Origin of the sequence: Mameliella sp. CS4, assembly GCF_019392335.1 — a bacterium.
In the GTDB taxonomy this organism is placed as follows: domain Bacteria; phylum Pseudomonadota; class Alphaproteobacteria; order Rhodobacterales; family Rhodobacteraceae; genus Antarctobacter.
On the sequence record NZ_JAHXRQ010000009.1, the window covers coordinates 131,550 to 154,472 of the forward strand.

23 protein-coding genes are annotated in these 22,923 nt (G+C 61.7%); 16 read left to right on the plus strand and 7 right to left on the minus strand.

What is annotated here, in order from left to right; translation table 11 throughout:
• Window positions 1-122 precede the first annotated feature (122 nt).
• The 3 genes from KZZ07_RS13025 (at window position 123) to tsf (ending at window position 2,656) form a co-directional block, all read left to right on the plus strand.
• On the plus strand, window positions 123-704 hold the full coding sequence (locus KZZ07_RS13025; protein WP_219514668.1) for a hypothetical protein: 582 nt from the start codon (window positions 123-125) through the stop codon (window positions 702-704).
• Between the two features lie 176 nt (window positions 705-880).
• A complete protein-coding gene (gene rpsB, locus KZZ07_RS13030) occupies window positions 881-1,654 on the plus strand; it encodes a 30S ribosomal protein S2 (protein WP_219514669.1) in 774 nt (257 codons plus the stop codon).
• 126 nt (window positions 1,655-1,780) lie between these two features.
• Window positions 1,781-2,656 carry a translation elongation factor Ts gene (gene tsf, locus KZZ07_RS13035; protein ID WP_219514670.1) on the plus strand — a complete coding sequence of 292 codons (876 nt, stop codon included), beginning with the start codon at window positions 1,781-1,783 and terminating at the stop codon, window positions 2,654-2,656.
• Between the two features lie 520 nt (window positions 2,657-3,176).
• On the opposite strand, the gene KZZ07_RS13040 is transcribed toward tsf, so the two are convergent.
• Together KZZ07_RS13040 and aroQ are read right to left on the minus strand one after the other, a co-directional pair.
• Entirely contained in the window at window positions 3,177-3,941 is a 765-nt protein-coding gene (locus KZZ07_RS13040; RefSeq protein WP_219514671.1) for a helix-turn-helix transcriptional regulator, read from the minus strand.
• Window positions 3,941-4,381, minus strand: coding sequence for a type II 3-dehydroquinate dehydratase (gene aroQ, locus KZZ07_RS13045; protein WP_219514672.1), 441 nt, complete (start codon window positions 4,379-4,381; stop codon window positions 3,941-3,943). The genes KZZ07_RS13040 and aroQ overlap by 1 nt, the downstream gene beginning before the upstream one ends.
• A gap of 248 nt (window positions 4,382-4,629) precedes the next feature.
• Here aroQ and KZZ07_RS13050 point away from each other — a divergent pair, with 248 nt between their 5' ends.
• The 7 genes from KZZ07_RS13050 (at window position 4,630) to KZZ07_RS13080 (ending at window position 11,484) form a co-directional block, all read left to right on the plus strand.
• On the plus strand, window positions 4,630-5,982 hold the full coding sequence (locus KZZ07_RS13050; protein ID WP_219514674.1) for a hypothetical protein: 1,353 nt from the start codon (window positions 4,630-4,632) through the stop codon (window positions 5,980-5,982).
• Between the two features lie 95 nt (window positions 5,983-6,077).
• Entirely contained in the window at window positions 6,078-6,260 is a 183-nt protein-coding gene (locus tag KZZ07_RS13055; RefSeq protein WP_219514675.1) for a hypothetical protein, read from the plus strand.
• Window positions 6,260-7,129: a hypothetical protein gene (locus KZZ07_RS13060; protein WP_219514676.1), complete on the plus strand. Its 870-nt coding sequence runs from the start codon at window positions 6,260-6,262 to the stop codon at window positions 7,127-7,129. The genes KZZ07_RS13055 and KZZ07_RS13060 overlap by 1 nt, the downstream gene beginning before the upstream one ends.
• Before the next feature lie 60 nt (window positions 7,130-7,189).
• A complete protein-coding gene (locus KZZ07_RS13065) occupies window positions 7,190-8,746 on the plus strand; it encodes a hypothetical protein (protein ID WP_255564322.1) in 1,557 nt (518 codons plus the stop codon).
• 43 nt (window positions 8,747-8,789) lie between these two features.
• Window positions 8,790-9,263 (plus strand): hypothetical protein, encoded by a 474-nt coding sequence (locus KZZ07_RS13070; RefSeq protein ID WP_219514677.1) that lies wholly within the window; start codon window positions 8,790-8,792, stop codon window positions 9,261-9,263.
• A complete protein-coding gene (locus KZZ07_RS13075; RefSeq protein WP_219514678.1) occupies window positions 9,260-9,919 on the plus strand; it encodes a M15 family metallopeptidase in 660 nt (219 codons plus the stop codon). The genes KZZ07_RS13070 and KZZ07_RS13075 overlap by 4 nt, the downstream gene beginning before the upstream one ends.
• Window positions 9,920-10,254: 335 nt before the next feature.
• Window positions 10,255-11,484: a rolling circle replication-associated protein gene (locus tag KZZ07_RS13080; RefSeq protein ID WP_219514679.1), complete on the plus strand. Its 1,230-nt coding sequence runs from the start codon at window positions 10,255-10,257 to the stop codon at window positions 11,482-11,484.
• A gap of 417 nt (window positions 11,485-11,901) precedes the next feature.
• On the opposite strand, the gene KZZ07_RS13085 is transcribed toward KZZ07_RS13080, so the two are convergent.
• A complete protein-coding gene (locus tag KZZ07_RS13085) occupies window positions 11,902-13,128 on the minus strand; it encodes an acyl-CoA dehydrogenase (protein ID WP_219514680.1) in 1,227 nt (408 codons plus the stop codon).
• Between the two features lie 90 nt (window positions 13,129-13,218).
• Between KZZ07_RS13085 and KZZ07_RS13090 the strand changes: the two genes are divergently transcribed.
• The 4 genes from KZZ07_RS13090 to KZZ07_RS13105 all read left to right on the plus strand — a co-directional run bounded on the left by KZZ07_RS13090 (window position 13,219) and on the right by KZZ07_RS13105 (window position 16,824).
• Window positions 13,219-14,109: a LysR substrate-binding domain-containing protein gene (locus KZZ07_RS13090; RefSeq protein WP_219514682.1), complete on the plus strand. Its 891-nt coding sequence runs from the start codon at window positions 13,219-13,221 to the stop codon at window positions 14,107-14,109.
• A 50-nt stretch (window positions 14,110-14,159) separates the two neighbouring features.
• Window positions 14,160-15,050 carry a PfkB family carbohydrate kinase gene (locus KZZ07_RS13095; RefSeq protein WP_219514684.1) on the plus strand — a complete coding sequence of 297 codons (891 nt, stop codon included), beginning with the start codon at window positions 14,160-14,162 and terminating at the stop codon, window positions 15,048-15,050.
• 2 nt (window positions 15,051-15,052) lie between these two features.
• Window positions 15,053-15,967 (plus strand): pseudouridine-5'-phosphate glycosidase, encoded by a 915-nt coding sequence (locus KZZ07_RS13100; RefSeq protein WP_219514686.1) that lies wholly within the window; start codon window positions 15,053-15,055, stop codon window positions 15,965-15,967.
• A 77-nt stretch (window positions 15,968-16,044) separates the two neighbouring features.
• Window positions 16,045-16,824: a DUF502 domain-containing protein gene (locus tag KZZ07_RS13105; RefSeq protein ID WP_219514688.1), complete on the plus strand. Its 780-nt coding sequence runs from the start codon at window positions 16,045-16,047 to the stop codon at window positions 16,822-16,824.
• A gap of 12 nt (window positions 16,825-16,836) precedes the next feature.
• Here the strand turns inward: KZZ07_RS13105 and KZZ07_RS13110 are convergent, their stop codons facing one another.
• Both KZZ07_RS13110 and KZZ07_RS13115 read right to left on the minus strand, forming a co-directional pair.
• Window positions 16,837-17,877: a patatin-like phospholipase family protein gene (locus KZZ07_RS13110; RefSeq protein WP_219514689.1), complete on the minus strand. Its 1,041-nt coding sequence runs from the start codon at window positions 17,875-17,877 to the stop codon at window positions 16,837-16,839.
• 95 nt (window positions 17,878-17,972) lie between these two features.
• The gene (locus KZZ07_RS13115) at window positions 17,973-18,746 is read right to left on the minus strand and encodes a 3-hydroxybutyrate dehydrogenase (RefSeq protein WP_219514690.1); all 774 of its coding nucleotides are present in this window, start codon (window positions 18,744-18,746) and stop codon (window positions 17,973-17,975) included.
• A 395-nt stretch (window positions 18,747-19,141) separates the two neighbouring features.
• Between KZZ07_RS13115 and KZZ07_RS13120 the strand changes: the two genes are divergently transcribed.
• Window positions 19,142-20,965, plus strand: a complete 1,824-nt coding sequence (locus KZZ07_RS13120) for an extracellular solute-binding protein (protein ID WP_219514691.1) — start codon at window positions 19,142-19,144, stop codon at window positions 20,963-20,965.
• 45 nt (window positions 20,966-21,010) lie between these two features.
• Window positions 21,011-21,124 (plus strand): entericidin EcnA/B family protein, encoded by a 114-nt coding sequence (locus tag KZZ07_RS13125; protein ID WP_219514692.1) that lies wholly within the window; start codon window positions 21,011-21,013, stop codon window positions 21,122-21,124.
• Between the two features lie 71 nt (window positions 21,125-21,195).
• Here the strand turns inward: KZZ07_RS13125 and KZZ07_RS13130 are convergent, their stop codons facing one another.
• The gene (locus tag KZZ07_RS13130; protein WP_219514693.1) at window positions 21,196-21,474 is read right to left on the minus strand and encodes a hypothetical protein; all 279 of its coding nucleotides are present in this window, start codon (window positions 21,472-21,474) and stop codon (window positions 21,196-21,198) included.
• 128 nt (window positions 21,475-21,602) lie between these two features.
• Window positions 21,603-22,892 (minus strand): ATP-binding protein, encoded by a 1,290-nt coding sequence (locus KZZ07_RS13135; protein ID WP_219514695.1) that lies wholly within the window; start codon window positions 22,890-22,892, stop codon window positions 21,603-21,605.
• Between the last annotated feature and the right edge of the window lie 31 nt (window positions 22,893-22,923).

The window sequence follows — 22,923 nt, forward strand, 5'->3', positions numbered from 1 at the left end:
GGGCGGTGTTTTGTTCACCGCCCGCGACACCACCGGGTATAGCAGACCTGGCTCGCCCGCCGCATATGATCGCTTGATCTGAGACAGGAACGCGTCATCTTGATGCCGTGCAGCAGGTGAGGATGCATCCGGTGATACGCGGCTTTCTGACAGTATTGGCCTTCATGGCGCCGCTTGGCGCGGTTCAGGCCCATGAGGTGCGTCCGGCAATCGCCGATCTCACGACAGAGGACGGTCGCGTATCTCTGGTCCTGCGTATGAGCATGGAGCCGGTGCTGGCCGGGATCGACCTTGAAGGTGTCGAAGACACCAACGAGACTGATCGTTCGGACGCCGTCGACCAATTGCGCGCATTGCCGGCCGAGGCCTTCCGAAAGCGCATCGAGGCGGACACCGGGGACGTGCTGGACAAGGTGACGATCCAGGTGGACGGAACCGCCGTCGCGCTGCGCGTGACAGAGGTTCAGGTCGACGAGATCCCCGACATTTCGCTTCCAAGGGAATCCCGGCTGTTCCTGACCGGCGCTTTGCCCGATGGGACGCAGGCCTTGCGTGTCGGCTGGCCGTCTGAATATGGCACGCTGATCCTGCGTCAGATGGACGTCGACGACGGGTTCACCGGTTACCTGACGGGCGGGTATTCCGACCCTATCGCCATCGAGGACGACAGCGGCTGGGGCTTTCTTGACGGGATCTTTCGCTGACCCGCAGCCCCGGTGGCCCTTTGTGCCTTGCGCCCGTGGTGAAAGCGCTGTAATGGCACCGCCACGAACCCCGCAGGCGGGGGCGGGCCTATTGGACAGACATCCCCAAAGGTCCACCGGTTGAGGCATCTGCCTTGATCCCCCGCCGAGGATTTAAACCGGAAAGGATAGAAGGCATGGCTCTTCCCGAGTTCAACATGCGTCAGCTGCTGGAAGCTGGCGTTCACTTTGGCCACCAGACGCAGCGCTGGAACCCCCGCATGGGCGAGTTCATCTACGGTGCGCGCAACGGCATCCACATCATGGACCTGACGCAGACCGTCCCGATGCTGGACGCTGCTCTGAACGCCATCCGCGAATGTGTGGCCAAGAACGGCCGTGTGCTGTTCGTCGGCACCAAGCGTCAGGCCGCTCAGCCGATCGCTGAAGCCGCCGAGAAATGCGCCCAATACTACATGAACCACCGCTGGCTGGGCGGCACGCTGACCAACTGGCAGACCGTGTCGAAGTCGATCAACCGCCTGCGCGAGATCGATGAGCAGATGGAAGGTGGCGCCGAGGGCCTCACCAAGAAAGAGCGCCTCCACATGGAGCGTGACCAGGCCAAGCTGCAGGCGTCGCTGGGCGGGATCCGTGAAATGGGCGGCGTTCCGGACATGCTGTTCGTCATCGACGTCAAGAAAGAAGCGCTGGCCGTCGCCGAAGCCAACAAGCTGGGCATCCCGGTCGTGGCCATTGTCGACACCAACTGCTCGCCCGATGGCATCGACTACATCATCCCCGGCAACGACGACGCGGCCCGCGCCATCGCGCTGTACTGCGACCTCGTCAGCCGCGCCGCGCTGGACGGCATGACCGGCCAGATGGAAGCAGCCGGCATCGACCTGGGCGCGCTCGAGGAAGCGCCGACCGAAGAACTGGCCGAAACCGCCGGGACCGCCGAGAGCTGATCCCGCGGACCCGTGTCGCAAAAACGATACAGGCCCGTGACATGAGGGGTGGCCAAGGCCCGGGGAATTCCCTGGGGGCCGGGGCCACCCGACCTCCTGCAAAAAGATGATGAGGAGAGCCAAGACATGGCGATCACTGCAAAACAGGTGAAAGAACTGCGCGAAATGACCGGCGCAGGCATGATGGACGCCAAGAAGGCGCTGACCGAAACCGACGGCGATTTCGACGCGGCCATCGACTGGCTGCGCACCAAGGGCCTGGCCAAGGCGGCCAAGAAATCCGGCCGTACCGCCGCAGAGGGCCTGGTGGCCGTCAAGGTCGACGGTGGCAAGGGCGTGGCCGTCGAGGTCAACTCGGAAACCGATTTCGTCGCCAAGAACGCAGAGTTCCAGCAAATGGTTGCCGGCATCGCCGAAACCGCGCTGAACGTGGCGGATGTCGAGGCGCTGAAAGATGCGGACATGGGCGGCAAGCCCGTGAACGAGCGCATCACCGACGCCGTCGCCAAGATCGGCGAGAACATGTCGCTGCGCCGCATGGCCGCTGTCGAAGGTGACGTTGTGGCCGCCTACGTCCACAACGCCGCCACTGACGGCATGGGTCAGATCGGTGTTCTGGTCGCCATGAAAGGCGGCTCGGAAGAGTTCGGCAAGCAGGTTGGCATGCACATCGCAGCCATGAACCCCGCCGCGCTGAACGAAGCCTCGCTGGATCCGGCTGTTGTCGAGAAGGAAAAGCAGGTCCAGATCGACATCGCCAAGGAATCGGGCAAGCCCGACGCCGTGATCGAGAAGATGATCATCGGCCGCATGAAGAAATTCATGGCCGAAGTGACCCTGCTGGGCCAGGCTTTTGCCTTGGACACCGACAAGACCGTCGAGCAGGCCGCCAAGGACGCCGGGGCCGAGATCGTCGGCTTTGTTCGTCTGCAGGTCGGCGAAGGCATCGAGAAGAAAGAAGAGGATTTCGCAGCCGAGGTCGCGAAAGCCGTTCAGGGCTGAATCAGTCCAGAAAGGGCAGGGCGCGTGCCTGTCCTTGCGAATCGACAGGGGCGCCGGACAGATGTTCGGCGCCTTTTTCATGTCCTTGTTGCAGGAAACGCGGCGCTGATGAGCGGTGCCTCGCCGGTACGGAGTATCCGCGGGCACGTTGCTTGTACGCGGCGTATGTCACGCTTAAGTTGAATGTGAAGAGGAATTCGGGGCCCCCGGTTGAGACATTGGGGATGAGATCCAGGGACCCCGAAAGGATGCTGGCCGACGGAAGGCGATAATTGCCCCCGTCGTACCAGCGCCCGGCTTGCACCGGAGGTTCCGCAGGGCCCGGTAATACGCGGGTTGCGGCCCCTTCGTTCCATGGCCAAAGCCACCACTCACGGAACGCTTGAACATTCGCAATTTACCCGAGGTTAAGGAAGTACGGATTTCCTGACCAAAGAGTAAAAGGGAAAAATTCACGCGAGAGTCACGCAGATGCAACGCGCTAACGCCTTGCATCTGCGTGGTTTCCCGGAGTTGGCGCTTATTGTGCTTCGAGAATGTACATCTGGTTGTGAAACGCGGCCTTGGCGACGGCCTGGGCCGTGGTTTCCACGTTCAGCGTCTCACGCGCCAGGCGCAGGTGTTTTTCGATGGTGGCCTGTGTCAGCCCCATGATCTGCGCGATATCCTGCATGGTCTTGCCATCGCCAACCCATTCCAGCGCCTCGCGCTGGCGCGGTGTCAGGTTCTGACCGGACAGGGGCAGGGGCAGGGTCAGGATCTTGAGATGCACGAGGTTGTTCAACAGGACGATGTCCTGACCGTGCTCTGCCCAGATCGCGTCTGCCTCATCCTGGTTCATCTCGGCCCGCGTGGTCAGAGAGATCGCCCCCTTGGCCCGGTGCGAGACCGACTGGAAGCTGATCGTATAGCCTGCGTGCACCTTGTGCTGCAGGTTGAAGGCCACGACCTTGGCGGCCTTGTCGTCAAGCGTACCCTTGTTGATCTGTTCGACCATGACGCGCCAGCTGCAGTGGCCCGCGTTCTCCAGCGCCCAGCGAACCATCGGAGCGTGGCGATACAGCCCGTCCTCGACAAACCCTTTGCGATAGGCGGGCGTATGGTTGGTCAGCACGATGAAATCGTTCGGGTCGCCGAAACTTGTCGCCGTCAGAAAACGCGTGAACCCGTAAAGCAACCTGTCAAAGCCGTAGCTGTCCATCTTGGCGCAGTGCTTTTCCCAGAGGTCCTGAACCTCTTCGGCATTTGTCACCTCGATCAGGTAGTCTCGCAGTTCAGGTGTCATCACCGGGTCTCCAGGTAGCCGAGCAGGGCGTCTATGGCCAGTTTATACCCGTTTGCGCCGAAACCCGCTATCACTCCGATTGCGACAGGCGCGATAAAGGACCTGTGCCGGAATTCCTCGCGCGCGTGAACATTCGACAGATGCAGTTCGACAGTGGGCATTTCGGCCCCTTTGATGGCGTCCATCATGGCAATCGAGGTGTGGGTGTAGGCACCCGCGTTCAGGACGATACCGGCATGGGTGCCGCGCGCGTCCTGGATGTGGGTCACAAGCGCGCCCTCGTGGTTCGACTGGGCGCAGACCACATCGACCCCGCGCGCCTTGCCGTGTTCGACGCTCATCGCCTCGACATCGGCCAGCGTCGTGTGGCCGTAGATCTCTGGCTGGCGGGTGCCCAGCAGGTTGAGATTTGGTCCGTTGAGGACAAGGATCGAGGTCATTGATTGGTCTCCGGGCTTTGGCCCGGTGGTAAAAGCATGCCGGTCGACCTGTCCAGTCGCCCGACCGGATCGACCCACCAAAGTCGGGGCGCAGTTGCGAAACCGCCTCAGGCCAAACAATCCCTGATTGCAGCCGATTTCAAAAGGAACTCGGGTCTGGTGTATCCGAATGCGCGTTTGGAAAAGGCTTGTCAGCCTCTCAAGCACCAGACTAGGCTGGAAATTCAACTTATAGGAAAGGGGTTATTATGCGTTTCTTGTTTACCAAAGTATTTGCAGACGATCCGGAAACCTATGTTTCGGCCAAGCTTTCGGCAATCCACAAAGAGGCCGATGAACAGTCCATCCTTGCGCCCAGTACGCAGGCCGCGCTTGTTCATCAGGATCATCCGGACTTGGCGCTGATGCCCGAAGATGGGCTGCCGGATATACCCGAAGACCAGGCCGCAGATTTTGAGACAGCGATGCGCTGCGCGCGTTTCGAGGCTTCGGCGGAAATTCCGAGACTGCCGGGAGAAACCATCCAGAGCGAACGGTTTACCTACCTGACTGCGCCATTGGGCGACATCGCCGCCGGCACCGGGGCTTTGGTGCGGACAACAAACCAGGCCGAGTTGACCATTCTGTTCCCTGAAGTCCGGATTATCGACGGCAGGCTGGTGCGGGATGAGCGGTATTTTCAGCCAGACAGCCCCGACACCGGCGCTGTCGTCAGCCCCATGATCGCCGGTATCGACGACCTTGCTCTCGAAGCGGCGAGCGCAATCGCCTCCAAGATCGCGGCGAAGATTGGCGAAAAGATCGGCGACAAGATATACGAGTCGATCTTCGGACCCGAGGACGTGCCGTCCTATTTCAGCGAGGTCTACAAGAAGCTTCACGAGATGTTCAAACAAGAGATCGACGGATCGGTGATCAGCCAGATCAACGGCCATGTAAACGGTTTCCGGGGTTGGCTGGAGGATGAATTCATTCCCATGCGCGCCAGCGGGCGCGACCGTGACACTCTGCTTGGACTTCTCGATGACTGGCAGGAAAAGTTCGCCGCGGACGTCATCGGCCCGCTCGAGGAAAAGCGGTTCCGCAAGGCCGGTTTGCCGGTCTACCAGCTGGCCGGGAGCACGGTTTTGCTGATCGATACGATCCAGGCCGAGGTCGACGTGGGCGAGGATGGCGACGTCCTGAAGTCCAGCTACACCATGTCCCGCAAAAGCCATGCCGAGCGTTTCGCGGATCATGTGACCAAGACGTACTACGACATGCTGAACGATATCGAGAACTCGGTCGAGGTTCTCGATCACACGATCTACAATCAGGGATCTGACGTTTGCACGCCAAACGGTTGTCACACGGCCAAGGGCACCACGACCCCGCAGTACGAGGTCTTTGATCACTGGACGGGTTACAAGAGCGGCGACTACTGGGACAAGAAGAATGGCGATCCCTGGACCCGGGCCAAGGCGGAGCGGGACGGGATCGTCAAGAAACGTCGGACAGAGGCGAAGAAGGCGATCGGAGGATTCGATCCCAAGAACCCGACATCGACCGAAGGGCCGATCGTCGGAGATTGGCGCAAGATCGCGGGCTACACGGACGAATGAAGCTGGAAAACCGGATGCGGGGCAGTTTCGCCCTGCATCAATTATTTACATAATACTGATTATCGGCCTTTTTCAACCTAAAGGAGAGAGAGGCCGTGCAAAAAGCACTGATCAAAGAGATTGCTTACCCCCTCGCACGGCGCCTTGGCACTGCCATTGGCGCCTTCCTCATCGGCTACGGGGCGGATGCCGAATTGGTCAACCAATTCGTGATAGCCTCGACCGCGCTTGGCCTTATCATGGGTGATCTGGCTGTTAGCTGGGCGGCGCGTCGCTGATGGATCCGTTTGTTACTGGTTCCCTCATTAGCGCGGGGTCGTCCCTGCTTGGTGGGCTGTTCGGCGGGCCTGACCCGGTCGGCCAGCAAATCGGGCTTCAAAAGAGCCTTGACAAACAGCGTCCAGGCTGGATCAGGTACGGCGCGGAAAAAGCTGGGTTCAACCCCCTTGTGTTCGCTGGCCCGACCGGGCTTGCGGGCACTCTTCCTACCGGCCCCGGCCTTATGGGCGATGCTATCGCTCGCGCCGGTGCCGCTATCTCGGACGGCTTTTCGGAAAAAGCCCAACTCGACATGCAGAAAGCGGAACTCGAAGTCGAGCGCCAAAGGCTTGAAGCCCTGCGCGAGGAGGTTAAACTGGCCCCGAACGTACCGGGGATTTACAATGGAAATCGTCAAGCTGGTTCTGGCGTGGGTGGTCGGCAGTCTGGTGGGAGTGCTGCTCCTGCTGGCGCTGCTAAACCTGCTGGTCCTGATTGGGAACTGAGGCCGGACGGACCGTCAGAACTCAACAAGAATATTGCGCCCCGGTTCTCGATGTTCGGAAAGGACTTTCGAGGCTCCGGGGCGTTTTCCTCTGGGGAAGTCTTTGAAGACGCCATCGGGGAAAATCTGCTTCTCAGCACGCTAACGGCGCCGCTCGTCTTTTCAGACTCCGTGGGTCATACCTACGGAACGGACGCTGAAAAGCGCAAAGACAGTCGTCTTATGTCTGAATGGCTTTACCGGGAAAAGAACAAGCTTCCTGTTACGGAAGAACTGCCGCCCGCGTGGAAAAGCGGGAAAAGTCCCGAGGAAATCCGCAAAGCCAAAGAAAAGTACGCCGAAGAAATGAGGCGGAAAATGGGGAATACTTGGTATCTCCCCTAGGTCAGCCCTACTGACCTAACCCCCCTACCCTACCCAAAAACTAATCTGAAAGGATGAGCTATGCTCAATAAATATATGAAGCCGCGTGCAATTCGCCGTGAAGCCCGCACGCTCGCGGGTCGCTTTCGCGGCGGGAAACTGGCCCCTGTGATGGCCGTACCCTTCGTCGGGTCCGAAAGTGGCTCTGTTACGCAGTCGATCACGTACGAACTCGACCCCATCGCGGGCCGCATGATCACGGAAGTTACAGCCGAAATCATTTCTGTGTTCGTGCCGCTGCAAGCAATCGACGCTCAATTTGACGACACAAACGATTACCCCGGCAATGCCGAGGTGCTCCGCCAGAAACTGCTGGCCGGAACGGCGCTGTATGCGCTGGAACCGGAAAATGAAATCACCAAGCGCCTCGGCGTCGTCCCTTCGCCGGTGTCGGGCGTCAAGTACGTCTGCGCCTCTGTGCGGCACGCGCACAACGCCGCCGTCAACTATCTTCGGCGCCGCAAACATGTCGATGCGGCGCAGGTGCCGAAAGGCAATTCGGCAATCACGCCCGCTATCATCAGTCAAAATGTGTTGGACCGCCTGAATGGCGTTCTTGACCCGGAAGACCGGGTCAATGGTGCTGTCCAGTTTGACGGCGTACTTAACGTCGAGGGCTTCGCCGTCAAAGCGGGCGCGACCACAAACGAAACGGCTCAGACCGTTGTCGAAACCGGCCAGAACAAAACCTATGCCAATGGTTTTTCTGACAATAATTCCAGTTCGCAATTGATCTTTGAGGCGAACCCTCAGGACAATGCCCGCCCGAATTTGCGTGTTGACCTGGGTGGTGCGAGCACCATCAGCCTCACTGATATGTATCAGGCTGAAAAGATGGATCAACTTACCCGTCAAATGCGGGAAATGGTCGATCAACACCCGGAACTCGGTGATGAGCTGGTCGCACGTTTCGCGCACGGGCTTTCCGTCGATCCCGGAAGACAGCCCTTTGTCGTCTATGAACAGCGCAAGACCTTCAACGCGGCCACCATCCGCGCAATGGACGGCGCGAGCCTTGATCAAACGCAAACGAATATGGTCGTGCGCCATGACTTCACGGCGCCGATTCCCGCCTCTGAGTTTGGCGGTATCCTCATCACTTTCGCCGCCGTCAAACCCGACGAAACACTTGCGTCGCAGCCGCATCCGATCTTGTCGAAAGGCTGGAAGGCGCAGAACTTCGCAGCCGATGAATTGGCAATCGACCCTGTGCCGGTGCGTATCCGTGAACTTGATGCGGACTGCGACCCGGCGGACGAAAACACCATTGCGCTCTATGTCGGCAACAACGGGCTTCGGCGGACCTACGTGAACTACGGGTTTAACCGGCACCTTGATCCGACGACAGTCGAGGCCAAAACGGCCATTTGGCAACTGGAAGTGCCAATGTCCGTGACGCCGGAAAGCGTCCTCTATCCGAACGATCTCGGGCACTATCCCTTCGCGGTTCAGGCCGCAGAAGTCTGTACCTACACCTGCTCCAGTCTCGCGACGATCAATACCCCGACGATCTTCGGCCCGACCCCGGTGGAGGAACTTGCCGCAATCGAAACCGATGATGTGTTCAACGACGCGTAATCAAGCAACGGCAGGGGCTTAGCCCCTGCCCTTCACAAGGAAAATGAATATGAATTACAGTGAAGCAATCCGGGGCTGGGCCGTGGTCGGACCCGAAGGCGGCTCCCTTTCCGGTATCTCCGCTGACGGTGAAGTGCTTTGGACCGTGGGTATTCCTGCGGGCAAGCACTCGACAGGCGATTACCTCGACCTGCTCGGCCCGACCGATCAACTCGCCGCCGGACCCGGTGTCACGCTTATTCCCGGTGTCTCGCGCGTCGCGCGTGTGCGCTACGGAGAAGGCGGCGCCGAAACCGGCGCAAATCCTGATTTCGCGCCAACCCGCATGACGGAAAGCGAGGTGCAAATGCGCCGCCTTATCGCGCAGGTGGCTGACCGGAATGACAGCCTCGCAAAGCGCCTCGCGCAATACGAACGCGCGACCACGGCGCCCGCTCAGCGCGAAATCCCCCAGGACGATCCGGCGCCGGTTGTTGAAGAACCGGAGACCGCCGAACCGGAGGTGTCGGCGGAATGAGTGCTTGGGCGAAAACAATGGAAGCGGCGGGCTATGTCCGTCGCACCATCGCGGACCTGATGGGCTGCGCCCGTCAACAACACGTTCTTGAGCGGTATCAGGTGGATAAGCGGCAAACCCGCTTCACCTACGTCAACGGGCCGATGTTTTTCCTCGGACAAAAAATCGTCAAGGCGATGGAAGATGCCGGGTACCCGGCCAAGATTTCCGAATGCTACCGCTCGCCGGAACGACAACAGGAACTCTACGCCAAAGGGCGCGTCACAGGTGGCCGCAAGGTCACGAACGCTTTGCCCTTCCAATCCGCGCACCAATTTTTCGAGGCGGTCGACATTATCCACCCGGAAAGGGGTTGGGACGTCACGCCCGAATATTGGGAAACCCTCGCGGCGTGCGTTCGCATCGTCGCGGACAAATTCGGTGTGACCCTCGAACATGGGCACTATTGGGCCTTTGTGGATAGCGCCCATATCGAGTTGGCGGATTGGGAAGATCATCGCGCCATGCTCAAGGCGGACAATGGCGGCATACATCGCGTCCCCTCTGCATCGCAGTTGTGGGCGCGGTTCAATGATGTGCTGCCCGCCGTCGCGCGCGACTATACCCGCCGACATGGCGCCCCCGTGGGGGCTGCTGGGGGTGACGATCCAGGCTAATCCCTTCCTTTCTCAGCAAATAGGCCAGCAAGACGCACGGACCTATCAGGCGTAGCGTGACGGGGGTCCCCGCTTGCGGGGGTGTCACGCGGTCCCGGCAAATCGTACCAGCTCGGCTGGCCGCCGAAGGCGGGATTTGTCGGGTGAACGCCCTAGAGCAAATCTAAGCCAAGGTTGACGACTCAACCGTTTGCAGCGCCGGAGGCGCCCGTTGGTGGTCATTCCACCGACTGTATTTGCTCGTCCTGACAATATCTTGGCCCCGTTTCTTAATGGGGCCTCGATGAGTCCCGCCCGTAGCTGGGCGGGACGAATCGGACAGAACCCCCCCCTGCTTGATCCTGTATGCATTTAGTGACACGGACACAAAACAAACCATGTGCACAGACCCACAATCCACACCAGAAGGCGACGTGTTCGCCTGCCGGGTTTGCGATGACTGCATCAAAACCCGCAAAAACGATTGGGTGGCTCGGGCGATGGCCGAAAGGGCCACGTCGACCGAAGCCTTCCTCATCACCCTCACCTATCGCAACAACCCGGACGGCTCCAAGCCGGACGGCGCCCGCGCATTTCGCTATCAGCACGTTCAAACGTTCCTGAAAAGACTACGGGAGGAATATGCCCGTCAGTATCAGGCGCGGGGCGAAATTCGTTATATCGTCGCGGGCGAAAGAGGCGAGAAAAGAGATCGGGTGCATTGGCACATGGTCATATTCGCGGACCGGCCTATCTCGACGCTGGGCAAGTGGGTTGACTACTTCAAGCGCGCTCTGCTTGGTCCGCGCGTCGGCAAAAAGAAAGCACTCGACTTCTGGTCAATGTGGGATCACGGCCACGTTGATGTGCATGAACCGACGCAAGCGGGCATGGCCTACGTTCTCAAGTACGCCCTTAAAGACCAGTTCAATGAGGTCAAATCCCGGCGGACTGGTCGCTTTACCCAAAGTGAACAGCACGCCGCGTCCTATTTCCGCATGTCCAAGAAACCGCCTATCGGGTTCCGCTTTCTTGAGAAGCGCCTGGACGAATTTGAGGCGGAAAGGATCGTCCCGGTCAAAGCGCAACTTCGCGTGCCGGGCTACTCGGGCTACTGGTGGCCGAAAGGCAAACTGCGCGAATACTTCCTCGACCGGCTGTACCTCATCAATGAACAGCGGATCGAAGAAACAGGGCGGCCCTGCCCCCAGTGGACGTCCCTACTCGCGTCCGTGGAACAAAATGAAAAAGATTGGGAAAGGTTGGTCTATGGCCCGGACGAAGAATCCGAAGGACGACAAGAAGAATTCGACAACTGGGCGGAGGAACTCCGTATCGGATCAGAACGCGCGGCAATCCGAAGCCGCTGCGGCGGCGCGCGCGTCTGCCGCCAGTGCTTCAGAGGCCAACCGGCGGAAACTCGAAAGGCGTTTAGAACTTGGTACGCCGATCAGGCGCAAGAATACGTCACGTCTTGCGACCCGCGACCAATCACATTCGAAAACTGGTATCGCGAAAAGCGCCAGCTTAACCCCTTCTGCGTCCTCGGGGACGAAGACGGACGGCAACAAGCGTTCGCTGCATGAGCGGCCCGCAGCGGCGCCTCATTCGTTGGCTGACCCATCGCGCACGCAACGCACTTGCAAAGACCGTCCGGACTCAAAACAAGCCCGAAAGGGCAAGGGCGGATCACGCCCGTTCGTCCCGTGGTGCAAGAAAACCTAGGGTTGAATCACAACATGACGTAGGGTAAGGGCTTGCCCCGCCCTACCGAGTGTGTCTAGTACTACATATAGCGTTTCAGTTTTCGCTTGACCGGGGGCCGTAACCCGGTCTAAACCAGAAAAAGGCCAGTAAAATCAGTGACTTAATACTGATTATCAGACTAATGTCTGTCCGGTTAGACGGTTGCCCCTCTGCAAAGAGAATGCTCAAGACCGGAGCACACCCCATTGAAAAGCCGGACCATTGGCCCGGCTTCCCACGTCTCGTCGCGCCAAGGGTCAGAAGAACGCCTGCAACCCCGTCTGTGCGCGGCCCAGGATCAAGGCATGGACATCATGCGTCCCCTCGTAGGTGTTCACCGTTTCGAGGTTCAGCATGTGGCGGATCACCTGGAACTCCGCCGAAATCCCGTTGCCGCCGTGCATATCCCGCGCCATGCGCGCGATCTCCAACGCCTTGCCGCAGTTGTTGCGCTTGAGGATCGAGATCATCTCGGGCGCGCCCTGCGCTTCGTCCATCAAGCGGCCCACGCGCAGGCATCCTTGCAGCCCAAGGGCAATTTCGGTTTGCATGTCGGCTAGTTTCTTCTGAAACAGCTGCGTCTGCGCGATGGGTTTGCCGAATTGCTTGCGGTCCAGCCCGTACTGCCGTGCTGCGTGCCAGCAGAACTCCGCCGCGCCAAGCGCGCCCCAGGCAATGCCGTAGCGGGCCCGGTTCAAACATCCAAAAGGTCCTTTAAGTCCCTGAACATGCGGCAACAACGCCTCTTCGCCCACCTCGACGCCTTCCAGCACGACTTCGCCCGTCACGCTGGCGCGCAGGCTCAGCTTGTTGGCCACCTTGGGCGCTGACAGGCCCTTGGCGCCCTTGTCCAGGACAAAGCCCCGGATCTTGCCGTCATGGGCGTCGGATTTGGCCCAGATGACAAAGACATCCGCCACTGGCGCATTGGAAATCCACATTTTCGATCCGGTCAGGCGATAGCCGCCGTCGATCTTCTCGGCACGGGTTTTCATGCTGCCCGGATCGCTGCCCGCGTCCGGTTCCGTCAGGCCGAAACAGCCGATCCATTCGCCGCTGGCCAGTTTCGGCAGGTATTTCTTGCGCTGCTCTTCAGAGCCATAGGCATAGATCGGGTACATCACGAGGCTGGATTGCACCGACATCATCGAGCGATAGCCCGAGTCCACCCGTTCGATCTCGCGCGCGACGAGGCCGTAAGAAACATAAGAACTGCCCAGGCCGCCGTATTCCTCGGGCACAGTGATGCCCAGAAGGCCCATCTCACCCATCTCGGCAAAGATCGCGGGTTCAACGGTCTCTTCCTCGAAGGCCTGGACGATGCGCGGCGCCAGCTTTTCTTGCGCAAAGGCGCGCGCACCCTCTGCCAGCATGCGTTCTTCTTCGCTCAACTGGTCGGCCAGGCGGAACGGGTCGTCCCAGGTGAACCCACCCAGGTTCGGCGCGTCCTTGGGTTTCAATGCGGGTTTGCTCATTTCGTTCATGGCGGGCTCCTGTTCCGTGTTGGGCACAGTATAGCTTGCGAAAGCGGTATGGAAAAACGACAATATCGCAGGTATTCATGAGGAATAGGAATGCATCTGCCACCCCTGCCCGCCTTGCGCGCGCTCGAAGCGCTGGATCGTCTGGGCAGCGCCACCGCCGTGGCGCAGGAATTGAACCTGACGCAAAGCGCCGTCTCGCGCCAGCTCAAGACCCTTGAGGATCAGCTGGGTGTCACGCTTTTCCTGCGTGGAAACAGAGCGTTGCGGCTCACTCCTCAGGCGCGCAGCTTTGCCGGAACGGTGCGCGAGGTGCTGGATCGGCTGACCGAGGCGGCAATGGCGCTGCGGCTTGATCCCTCGGGCGGCGCGCTGAACCTGGCGATCCTGCCCAGTTTCGGCATGCGTTGGCTGGTGCCGCGCCTGCCGGACTTCACCCGACGCCATCCCGAGGTGACGGTAAACCTGACAACCCGCTTGCGCCCGTTCAGTTTTGCCGCCGAACCCCTTGATGCAGCGTTGCATTTCGGTGCACCGGACTGGCCGGATACGCACCACCTGCGGCTGATGACCGAGACGGTTCAGCCGCTTGCGGCCCCATCGCTATTGCCCGATGGACCGTTGCCGCTGGAGGCCCTGCGGCGCCTGCCGCTCTTGCATATCCAGACCCGGCCGGATGCCTGGGCGGACTGGTTCACAACGCAGGGCCTGTCGCCCGGCCCCTTGCCCGGGCCGACCTTCGACCAGTTCACCGCCATCCTGCAGGCCGCTCTGCACGGGTTGGGCGTGGCCTTGCTGCCCGACTACCTCAGTGTCGCGGAACGCGCGGCGGGCACGTTGAGACCGGCGCATGAGGCCGCGCCGGTCAGCCTTGGTGCCTACTACCTGGTCTGGCCCGCCGACCGCCCGGCGCCACCCGCGCTTGTCGCCTTTCGCGACTGGCTGGCGCTTTGCGCCGACGAAGAGGACATGCTGCCGCGATAAGGCACGGATGCGGCTTGCGCCGCCCTGCCCTTCGCGCCACAAACGCGGCAATGACAACGCGCGACCCGGATATCCTCTGCATCGGTTCCGTCCTCTGGGACATGATCGGCCGATGTGAGCAAACCATGCAGGCCGGGAATGACAAGCCGGGCCGCATCCGGCTGATCCCCGGAGGCGTAGCCTTGAACATCGCCATGACGCTGGCGGGCCTGGGCATGCGCCCGGCGCTGCTGTCGGTCATCGGGCAGGATGCCGAAGGCACGGCGCTGGCGGCGGAATGTACGCGGCTGGGTCTGGACACGACCCACCTGACCCACGCGCCGGATCTGCCCACGGATCGCTACATGGCGATCGAAACACCGGACGGCCTGCTGGCCGCGATCGCCGATGCGCATTCGCTGGAAGCGGCAGGCGCCCGCATCCTGTCCCCTCTGATCGACGGGCCGCTGGGGACACCGCAAGCGCCCTATCAGGGCCGTATCGCGCTGGACGGCAACCTGACCGAGGCCCTGCTGGCCGAGATCGCGGCGCATCCGGCCTTTGCCAGTGCCGACCTGCGCATCGCCCCGGCCAGCCCCGGCAAGGCGACGCGGCTCTCCGCCTTCCTGCGCGCCGGTCGTGGAACGCTCTACGTCAATCTCGAAGAGGCCTGCCTGCTCTGCGAGGCGCCGCTGACCAGCGCTGCCGAGGCTGCGCGCGCCCTGGTCGAACGAGGGGCGGCGCGGGCGCTGGTCACGCATGGCGGCGCGCCCTGTTGCGACGCAACTGCCGATGGCATCCATACAGAAACCCCGCCGCCCGTCACAGTGACCCGTGTCACCGGCGCGGGCGACACCTTCATGGCGGCCCATATCGCCGCCGAACGCGACGGCTATGACCGGCCCGAGGCCCTGCGCCGCGCGCTTGCCGCCGCCGCGACCCATGTTTCCGGAGGAACCTGACGATGAGCCCGATCAAATGCTCTCATGCCGTGGCCGAGGCCCTGGCCGAACGCCGCCCCGTGGTCGCGTTGGAAAGCACCATCGTCACTCACGGCATGCCCTGGCCCCAGAACCTGGAGGTCGCGCGCCGGGTCGAGGCGATGGTGCGTGAAAACGGCGCTGTCCCGGCCACCATTGCGGTGATCAAGGGGACACTTTGCGTCGGGCTGGAAGATGTCCAGCTCGAGTCATTGGCGCAGTCGAAAAAGGTGGCCAAGCTGTCCCGCGCGGATATGGCCGTCTGCATGGCGCGCGGCGGCACCGGGGCGACCACCGTCGCCGCCACCATGATCGCCGCGCAACTGGCGGGGATCGAGGTCTTTGCCACCGGCGGCATCGGCGGCGTGCATCGCGGCGCCGAGACGACCTTTGACATCTCCGCCGATCTGCAGGAATTGGCCGAAACCCGCGTGACGGTTGTCGCGGCGGGGGCCAAGGCCATTCTGGACCTGCCCAAGACGCTGGAACGGCTGGAAACCCTTGGCGTGCCCGTCATGGCCTATGGGCAGGACCAGCTGCCTGCCTTCTGGTCGCGCGAGGCGGGTCTGCGGGCGCCACTGCGCGCGGACAGCCCGGCAGAGATCGCCGCGGCGCACCGAATGCGCGCCCGGCTGGGCCTGCCTGGCGGGCAGCTCATCGCCAACCCGATCCCCGCAGAGGCAGAGATCCCGCGTGAGACCCTTGCCCCGATCATCGCAGAGGCAACCCGCGACGCGGAAACCCACGGGATCGCGGGCAAGGACCTGACGCCCTACCTGCTGCAGCGGATCTATGAACTGTCCGGGGGACGGTCGCTGGAGGCCAATATCGCGCTGGTTCTCAACAATGCCCGGCTGGCCGCCGGGATTGCGCAGGAATTGAGCGCCCTGCCCGCCTGAGCGTCTTTCGGATGCAAAGCCCATTGTAGAGCCCGCGCGATGCACCTACTTTTGTCCTAATCGTCCCGGGACCTGCGATGACCACACCATTCGAGCCTACTACCCGCAAGCGGCCGGGGCTGTTCACGCGGCTGCGCACCTCTTTTCTGACCGGCATCGTCGTGATCGCCCCGGTGGGCCTGACCGTCTGGCTGATCTGGACGGTGGTGGGCTGGGTCGACGGCTTTGTCTGGCCCTTCGTGCCGGATGCCTACCAACCCAATGCGCTGCTTAACCGCTGGATGACCGGGCCTGATGGGCCACGCATTCCCTGGCTCTTTGACCTGCTGGACGCGGATGACGACGGTCGGATCGAGGTCAACGTGCGTGGGCTGGGTGTCTTCGTCTTCCTGTTCTTCACTATCGTCGTGGGCTGGATCGCAAAGGGGCTGATCGGCCGGTCGATGATCAGTTTCGCCGAAAGCCTGGTGGAACGCACGCCAGTGGTGCGCTCGATCTATTCCGGCCTCAAGCAACTGGCCGAGACGATCTTTGCCCAGACCGAACGCAGCTTTGAAAAGGCCTGCCTGATCGAATACCCGCGCAAGGGGATCTGGGCCATCGGCTTTATCTCGACCGCCGCCAAGGGCGAGGTGGCCCGCCGCGCTGTCACCAGCGGTGAACTGATGTCGGTCTTTGTGCCCACCACGCCAAACCCGACCTCGGGGTTCCTGTTGTTCTTTCCCAAGGAAGACGTGATCGAGCTGGACATGAGCCTTGAGGACGCGGCCAAGCTGGTGATTTCGGCCGGGCTTGTCTATCCCAACGGGCAGGACGCCAAGCAGGCGCTCGAGGCGCAGTTCCGCAAGGCGTCCTGAACCGGCGCGGCGTCAGCTGAACATTGCCCGCAGGTCCGCCGTCTGTCGATGTCCAAGGTCGCTCTTGTGGCTCTCGAGGAAACGGCCCGCCGCGCGGCGCCCGGCCTCTTTCAACTGGGCGATCACCGTGGGCACAGGCACCATCTTGGTCGCCACGGACAGGGCATTCATCAGCGCATCGTCGGCGATCATGTGAATGCGCAGGTCCTTCATCGTTCCCGGCGTCAGCGCGCCGGTCTGCAGCAGCCGCTGGACAAAGTCGATTGCCCTCAACTCGCGCAGAAGCGAGGCGTTGAAGCTGATCTCGTTGATCCGGTTCTGGATTTCGGGTGGGCTGACGGGGGTCTTGTCGCGCAGCAGCGGGTTGATGTTCACCACCACCACGTCATCAGGCAGGTGTTTTTCGAACAAGGGGAACAGCGCCGGATTGCCGGTATAGCCGCCGTCCCAAAAAGGTTCGATCGTCCCGGTCTGCGGATCTTCCAGTTCGACGGCCTGGAAGACCGTCGGCAGGCAGGCCGAGGCCATGATGACCCGCGTGTTGAGCTGATCGCCGGAGAACACCCGGATCTTGCCGTCGCGCACCTGCGTGGCGCAGACATAGAATTCCGGCCCCTCATGGGCACAGACCCTGTCAAAATCGAACCGCTCCACGATCTTTTCCAGCGGGTTGCGGTACAGCGGCCCCCAGGCATAAGGCGACATCATGCGCCCCACCGCCTCGCCAAAACTGTAGGGCAGTGAATACTCCAGGCTCTTGCTGACCACCTCCGGGTGCGGCATCCAACCTTGCAACCAGTCGGGCAGCGCCTCGTCCCGCAGCGCGCCGATCTGTTGCCAGAGCCAGTCAAGCATCTCTCGAGCGCCTTCGTTCCCTCCGGCCAGCATCCCTGATTTCAAAGCGGCGCCGTTCAGTGCCCCCGCCGAGGTCCCGGTGATGGCCGCAATCTCGATCTCCGGCTCTTCCAGAAGACGATCCAGCACGCCCCAGGTAAAGGCGCCATGCGCGCCGCCGCCCTGCAGGGCCAGATTGATGCGTACCGCTTCCGCCATGCGCCGCGCTCCCGTGCGTCTTTGGTTGCGAAAAGATCTTTGGAGATCTGCAGACAGTTCAGAGGGGGCGCGTTCGGCACCCCCTCCCCATCACGTCACAGGGCGGTCCAGCCGCCGTCGACGCTGATTGTCGTGCCGGTGATCTGCGCCGCTGCGTCCGAGCACAGGAAAACCGCCGTCCCGCCCAGCTGTTCGACCGTGGCGAATTCCTTGGAGGGCTGGCGCTTCAACATGACTTCCTTGATCACCGTTTCCCGGTCCATGTCGTATTCCTTCATGGTGTCGGGGATCTGCGCCTCGACCAGCGGGGTCAGCACGTAGCCCGGGCAGATCGCGTTGGCTGTGATCGGTTCCTCGGCGGTTTCCAGCGCGGCGGTCTTGGTCAGGCCGACGATGCCGTGCTTGGCCGCGATATAGGCGCTTTTGTAGGGCGAGGCGGTCAGCCCGTGCGCCGAGGCGATGTTGACGATCCGGCCCCAGCCGGCGGCACGCATTTTGGGCAGCGCGGCGGCCGTGGTGTGAAAGGCCGAGCTGAGGTTGATCGCGATGATTGCGTCCCACTTTTCTGTCGGGAAGTCGTCGATCGGTGCGACGTGTTGGATGCCGGCGTTGTTGACCAGGATGTCGCAGGCACCGGCCTTTTCGATCAGGGCGCGGCATTCGTCCGGCTTGGACATGTCGGCCTTGATATAGCGCACCTCGGTCCCATGCTCTTCGGCGATGGATTTTGCCAGGGCGTGATCTTCGTCGGAATCGGTAAAGGAGTTGATCACCACCGAGGCCCCTGCCCTTGCCATCTCATGCGCGATGCCAAGGCCGATGCCCGAGTTCGATCCGGTGATGATGGCGGTCTTTCCCTGAAGTGACATGAAGCTCCCCGATGCTGGTTCTGTTTGCAGATGCAGCATAGTCCTGGATGCGGCGGTATGCACCCGCTCAATCGACGCCTTCCGGGCGAAAGCGGTGGCCGTAACGGCGAGAAGCCGCGCAGGCCGAAATGTCGCGCGCAGAAGCCGCTGCCAAGACCCGTGACAGGAGGTAAGCGATGCCTGCCGGATGACCAAACGGATGACCAAAAAAAACCCCGGCACAAGGCCGGGGTTCAGTCATTGAGGCAGGTTTCATACAGGCAAGAAACCTATCGAGCAGTGCCCCCTTTATAAGCGTTACGGTTTCTGAGTCCAAGCTAAAAGTTTGAAAAGGCGTAAAAGGAGCGATACGCTCGCCTTCAAGAAAACAAGGGCAGACAGGGATCGTTGCAGAAATGTGCGTAAATTTTTTCCGAAATCGGGTCGCAAAAATCGTCGCGGCCGGAGCGATTCTGTCCGCAGGCAGCCTGTGGGCCGATCCCCAACATGGCATAGCTATGTATGGCGACCCGCAACTTCCACCCGATTTTGTGTCGCTCCCCTACGCCAACCCGGACGCGCCGACCGGTGGCCGCATCGTCACCGGAGAGCTTGGCAGCTACGACAGTCTCAATCCGCTCATCCTGAAAGGCTCTGCGCCCTGGCAGTTGCGGTTCCTCGTCTACGAAAGCCTGATGGGCCGGAACTACGATGAACCCTTCTCGCTGTACGGTCTTCTGGCCGAATCGATAGAGGTCGGGCCGAATCGGGAATGGGTGGAATTCACCCTCCGGCCAGAGGCGGAATTCTCGGATGGTAGCCCGGTGACGGTCGAGGATGTCATGTGGTCCTACGAAACGCTGGGCACCAAGGGTCACCCCCGCTACCTCGGTCTCTGGGGCAAGGTCGAGAGCATGGAACAGACCGGTGAACGGTCCGTGCGGTTCACCTTCAACGAGGACAACCCGGAACTGGCGCTGGTCATCGGCATGCGCCCGATCCTGAAGAAGGCCCAGTGGGAGGGTCTGGACTTCGAGAACTCGAGCCTTGACCTCGTTCCGATCACCTCGGCGCCCTATGTCATCGGCGACTACGAGGCCGGTCGCTATGTCGAGTTGAACCGCAACCCGGACTACTGGGGCAAGGACGTGAATTTCCGGCGCGGCACCAACAACCTCGACACCATCCGGCTGGAATTCTTCGCGGACGACACCGCGCTGTTTGAGGCCTTCAAGGCGGGGATCATCAACACGATCCGCGAGACCAATGCCGAGAAATGGAAGACCCAGTACGATTTTCCGGCGGTCAACCGGGGCGATATCGTCAAGTCCGAGATCGCGCACCAGCGCCCCACCGGCATCACCGGTTTCGTGATGAACACGCGGCGCCCCAAGTTTGCCGACTGGCATGTACGGGATGCGATGATCCATGCCTTCAACTTCGAATACATCAACGACACGCTGACCGGTGGCGCGCAGCCGCGCATCACCTCTTATTACGGCAACTCCCTGCTGGGGATGCGCGACGGCCCGGCCGAAGGGCTGGTCAAAGACCTGCTGACCCCCTTTGCCGACGAGCTGCTGCCCGGCGCGCTGGAGGGCTACAGCCTGCCCGTCTCTGACGGCAGCCCCCGCAACCGCGCAAACCTGGCCAAGGCCATCGACCTCATGGCAGAGGCCGGCTGGACCGTTCAGAACGGCGTGATGAAGAACGCCGCAGGTGCGCCTTTCACCTTCGAGATCCTGTTGCAGCAGGGACAGGGTGAAAACGTCGCGATGGCCGAGATCTTTATCCGGGCGCTGGAACGGATCGGCATCACGGCGCAGGTGACGATGATAGATCCGGCGCAATACAAGGAACGCACCAACCAGTTCGATTTCGACATGACCAGCTTTCGGCGCGGTCTCTCGCTCAGCCCCGGGAACGAGCAATTCCTCTACTGGGGGGCCGAGGCCGCCGACCAGGAAGGCTCTCGGAACTGGATGGGGATGAAATCACCCGCGGCGGACGCGATGATCCATGCGCTGCTGGGCGCCAAAAGTCGGGACGATTTTCTGGCCGCCGCCCGCGCGCTGGACCGTGTGCTGATCAGCGGGCGCTACGTGATCCCGGTGCAGGACAAATACGCGGTCAGCCGCATCGCCCACGCGAAGGAACTGACCTATCCCAAGGATAGCCTGCCGATCTATGGTGATTGGCTGGGCTTTCAGCCTGATGTATGGTGGTGGGAGGGCGAGTGATTTCGTCCCTTACTTAACGGCGACAAGACCGGACAAGAGGCAGATATGAGAGTGGTTTTCGTGATCGCGCTGGCCGCAGGGCTGGCAGGATGTGGCACCGTCGATGGCATCGGACAGGATATTTCCGCCGGGTCGCGGACGGTTCAGGGCTGGTTCTGATCCAGACACTGTCCTTTGGCAGGAAAGAGGCGCGCTGATCTTGTCGGCGCGCCTGTTGGTGTGCCCGGGGGTTACAGCATGCCTTTGCACTTGCTGGGCGATCCGCCCTTGCCCAGATGGTGCGGGTTCAGGACGATGATCCAGCGCACAGGCTGGCCCGGCGCCTGCGTCCGGCGATAGGTGCAGCCATCGGGCGTCGTCATGTAATCGCCCTGCGGCACCGCGTAGCCTTGGGTTGTGACAAACGGCTGCGCCTGGGCAAAGACATGCGACTTGGGTGTTTCGGCATCGGTGCTGCTGAACGCGGCAAGTCCGATGGTGGCGGCGGTGACAAGCGGCATGATGGCCATCTGGGAACTCCTGTGATTGGTCTGCGGGCAAGCTGACGCAGAGGTCTTTCAACCGGGTGACCGCGAGACGGCGAAACCGTGGCGCATGCAGCGGATTTTCTGAAAATTCCGCGCGGCCAAATCGCGGTTCACAGCGCGATGACAATATCGGCGCGCAGGCCGCCCAGGCTCTCGCTTTCGCCCAGCCGCAGAACGCCGCCATGCGCCCGCGCGATATCCGCCGCAATCGCCAGGCCCAGCCCGACACCCGAGCCGCGATCCTGGTTGCGCGCCGGATCCAGTCGCACGAAAGGGCGCAGCGCATCCTCGCGTTGATCCGCCGGGATGCCGGGGCCGTCATCCTCGACCCGGATACGCAGGGAACCATCGGTCAACTGCACCGACACGCGACAGTCCGAGGCATAGCGGCGCGCGTTTGCCAGCAGGTTCTCGACCGCGCGGCGCAAGGCGCGCGGGCGCAGCATGGCCGTCCCCTCGCCCCGCATCTCGCCAAGCTCGACCCGTTGCCCGCCACGCTGCGCGTCCTCGACGATCCGCTGGATGAGCGCAAAAGGATCGACGCGCTCCGAAGCGCCGGTTTCGGCATCGCCGCGCGCGAAATCCAAGAAGGCGTCGATCAGCTGCTGCATCTCCTCGACATCGCGTTCCAGCGGTTCACGGTCCTCGTCATCCAGCAACGACAGCCCCAGCCTGAGCCGCGTCATCGGCGTGCGCAGGTCATGGCTGACCCCCGACAGCATCATGGTGCGCTGTTCGATGTGCCGTTCGATACGGTTGCGCATTTCCAGAAAGGCATGACCGGCGGCCCGCACTTCTGTCGCGCCGGAGGGCGAATAGCGCAGGTTGCGTCCCTTGCCAAACGCCTCTGCCGCCGCCGCGAGCCGGGTGATCGGTCGCAGCTGGTTGCGCATGTAGAGAAAGGCGATGAGCGTCATCAAAGCGCCGAAGACAACCATGTTCACAAACAGCTGATGCGGGTTCGAAGCAGACACCCGCGACCGGTCGATGCTGGCCCGGTACAGCTGATCGTCGCGGCGCAGGAACAGAACCACCTCACGGTCGCTGGGCAGCAAAATGCGCTCCAGGGCCGGGATGCGCATGTCCAGCTCGCGGATCACCACAAGGCCGGTGAAGTCGTACCAGCGCCGTTGGTTGGCCTCGGGCAGCGTGTCCTCTGCCACCTCCCTGGGACGAATGCCGAGCCGCTGCGCATTGGACAGGTCCCGCAGATCCGCCACCACAAGGTTGACCTCGCGCGCCAGCTCCCTGGTCATCTGGACTGTGACGCCCTCGAAGTGACGCTGGATGAAGACGACGGACACCACCAGTTGCAGCGTCACCACCGGCAGCACAAGGATCAGTGCGGCACGGCCGTAAAGACTGCGGGGCATATATCGTTTGAGCCAGCGGAAGAACATGCGCTAAGCCTAGCCCGCGCCGCCCCGGCCC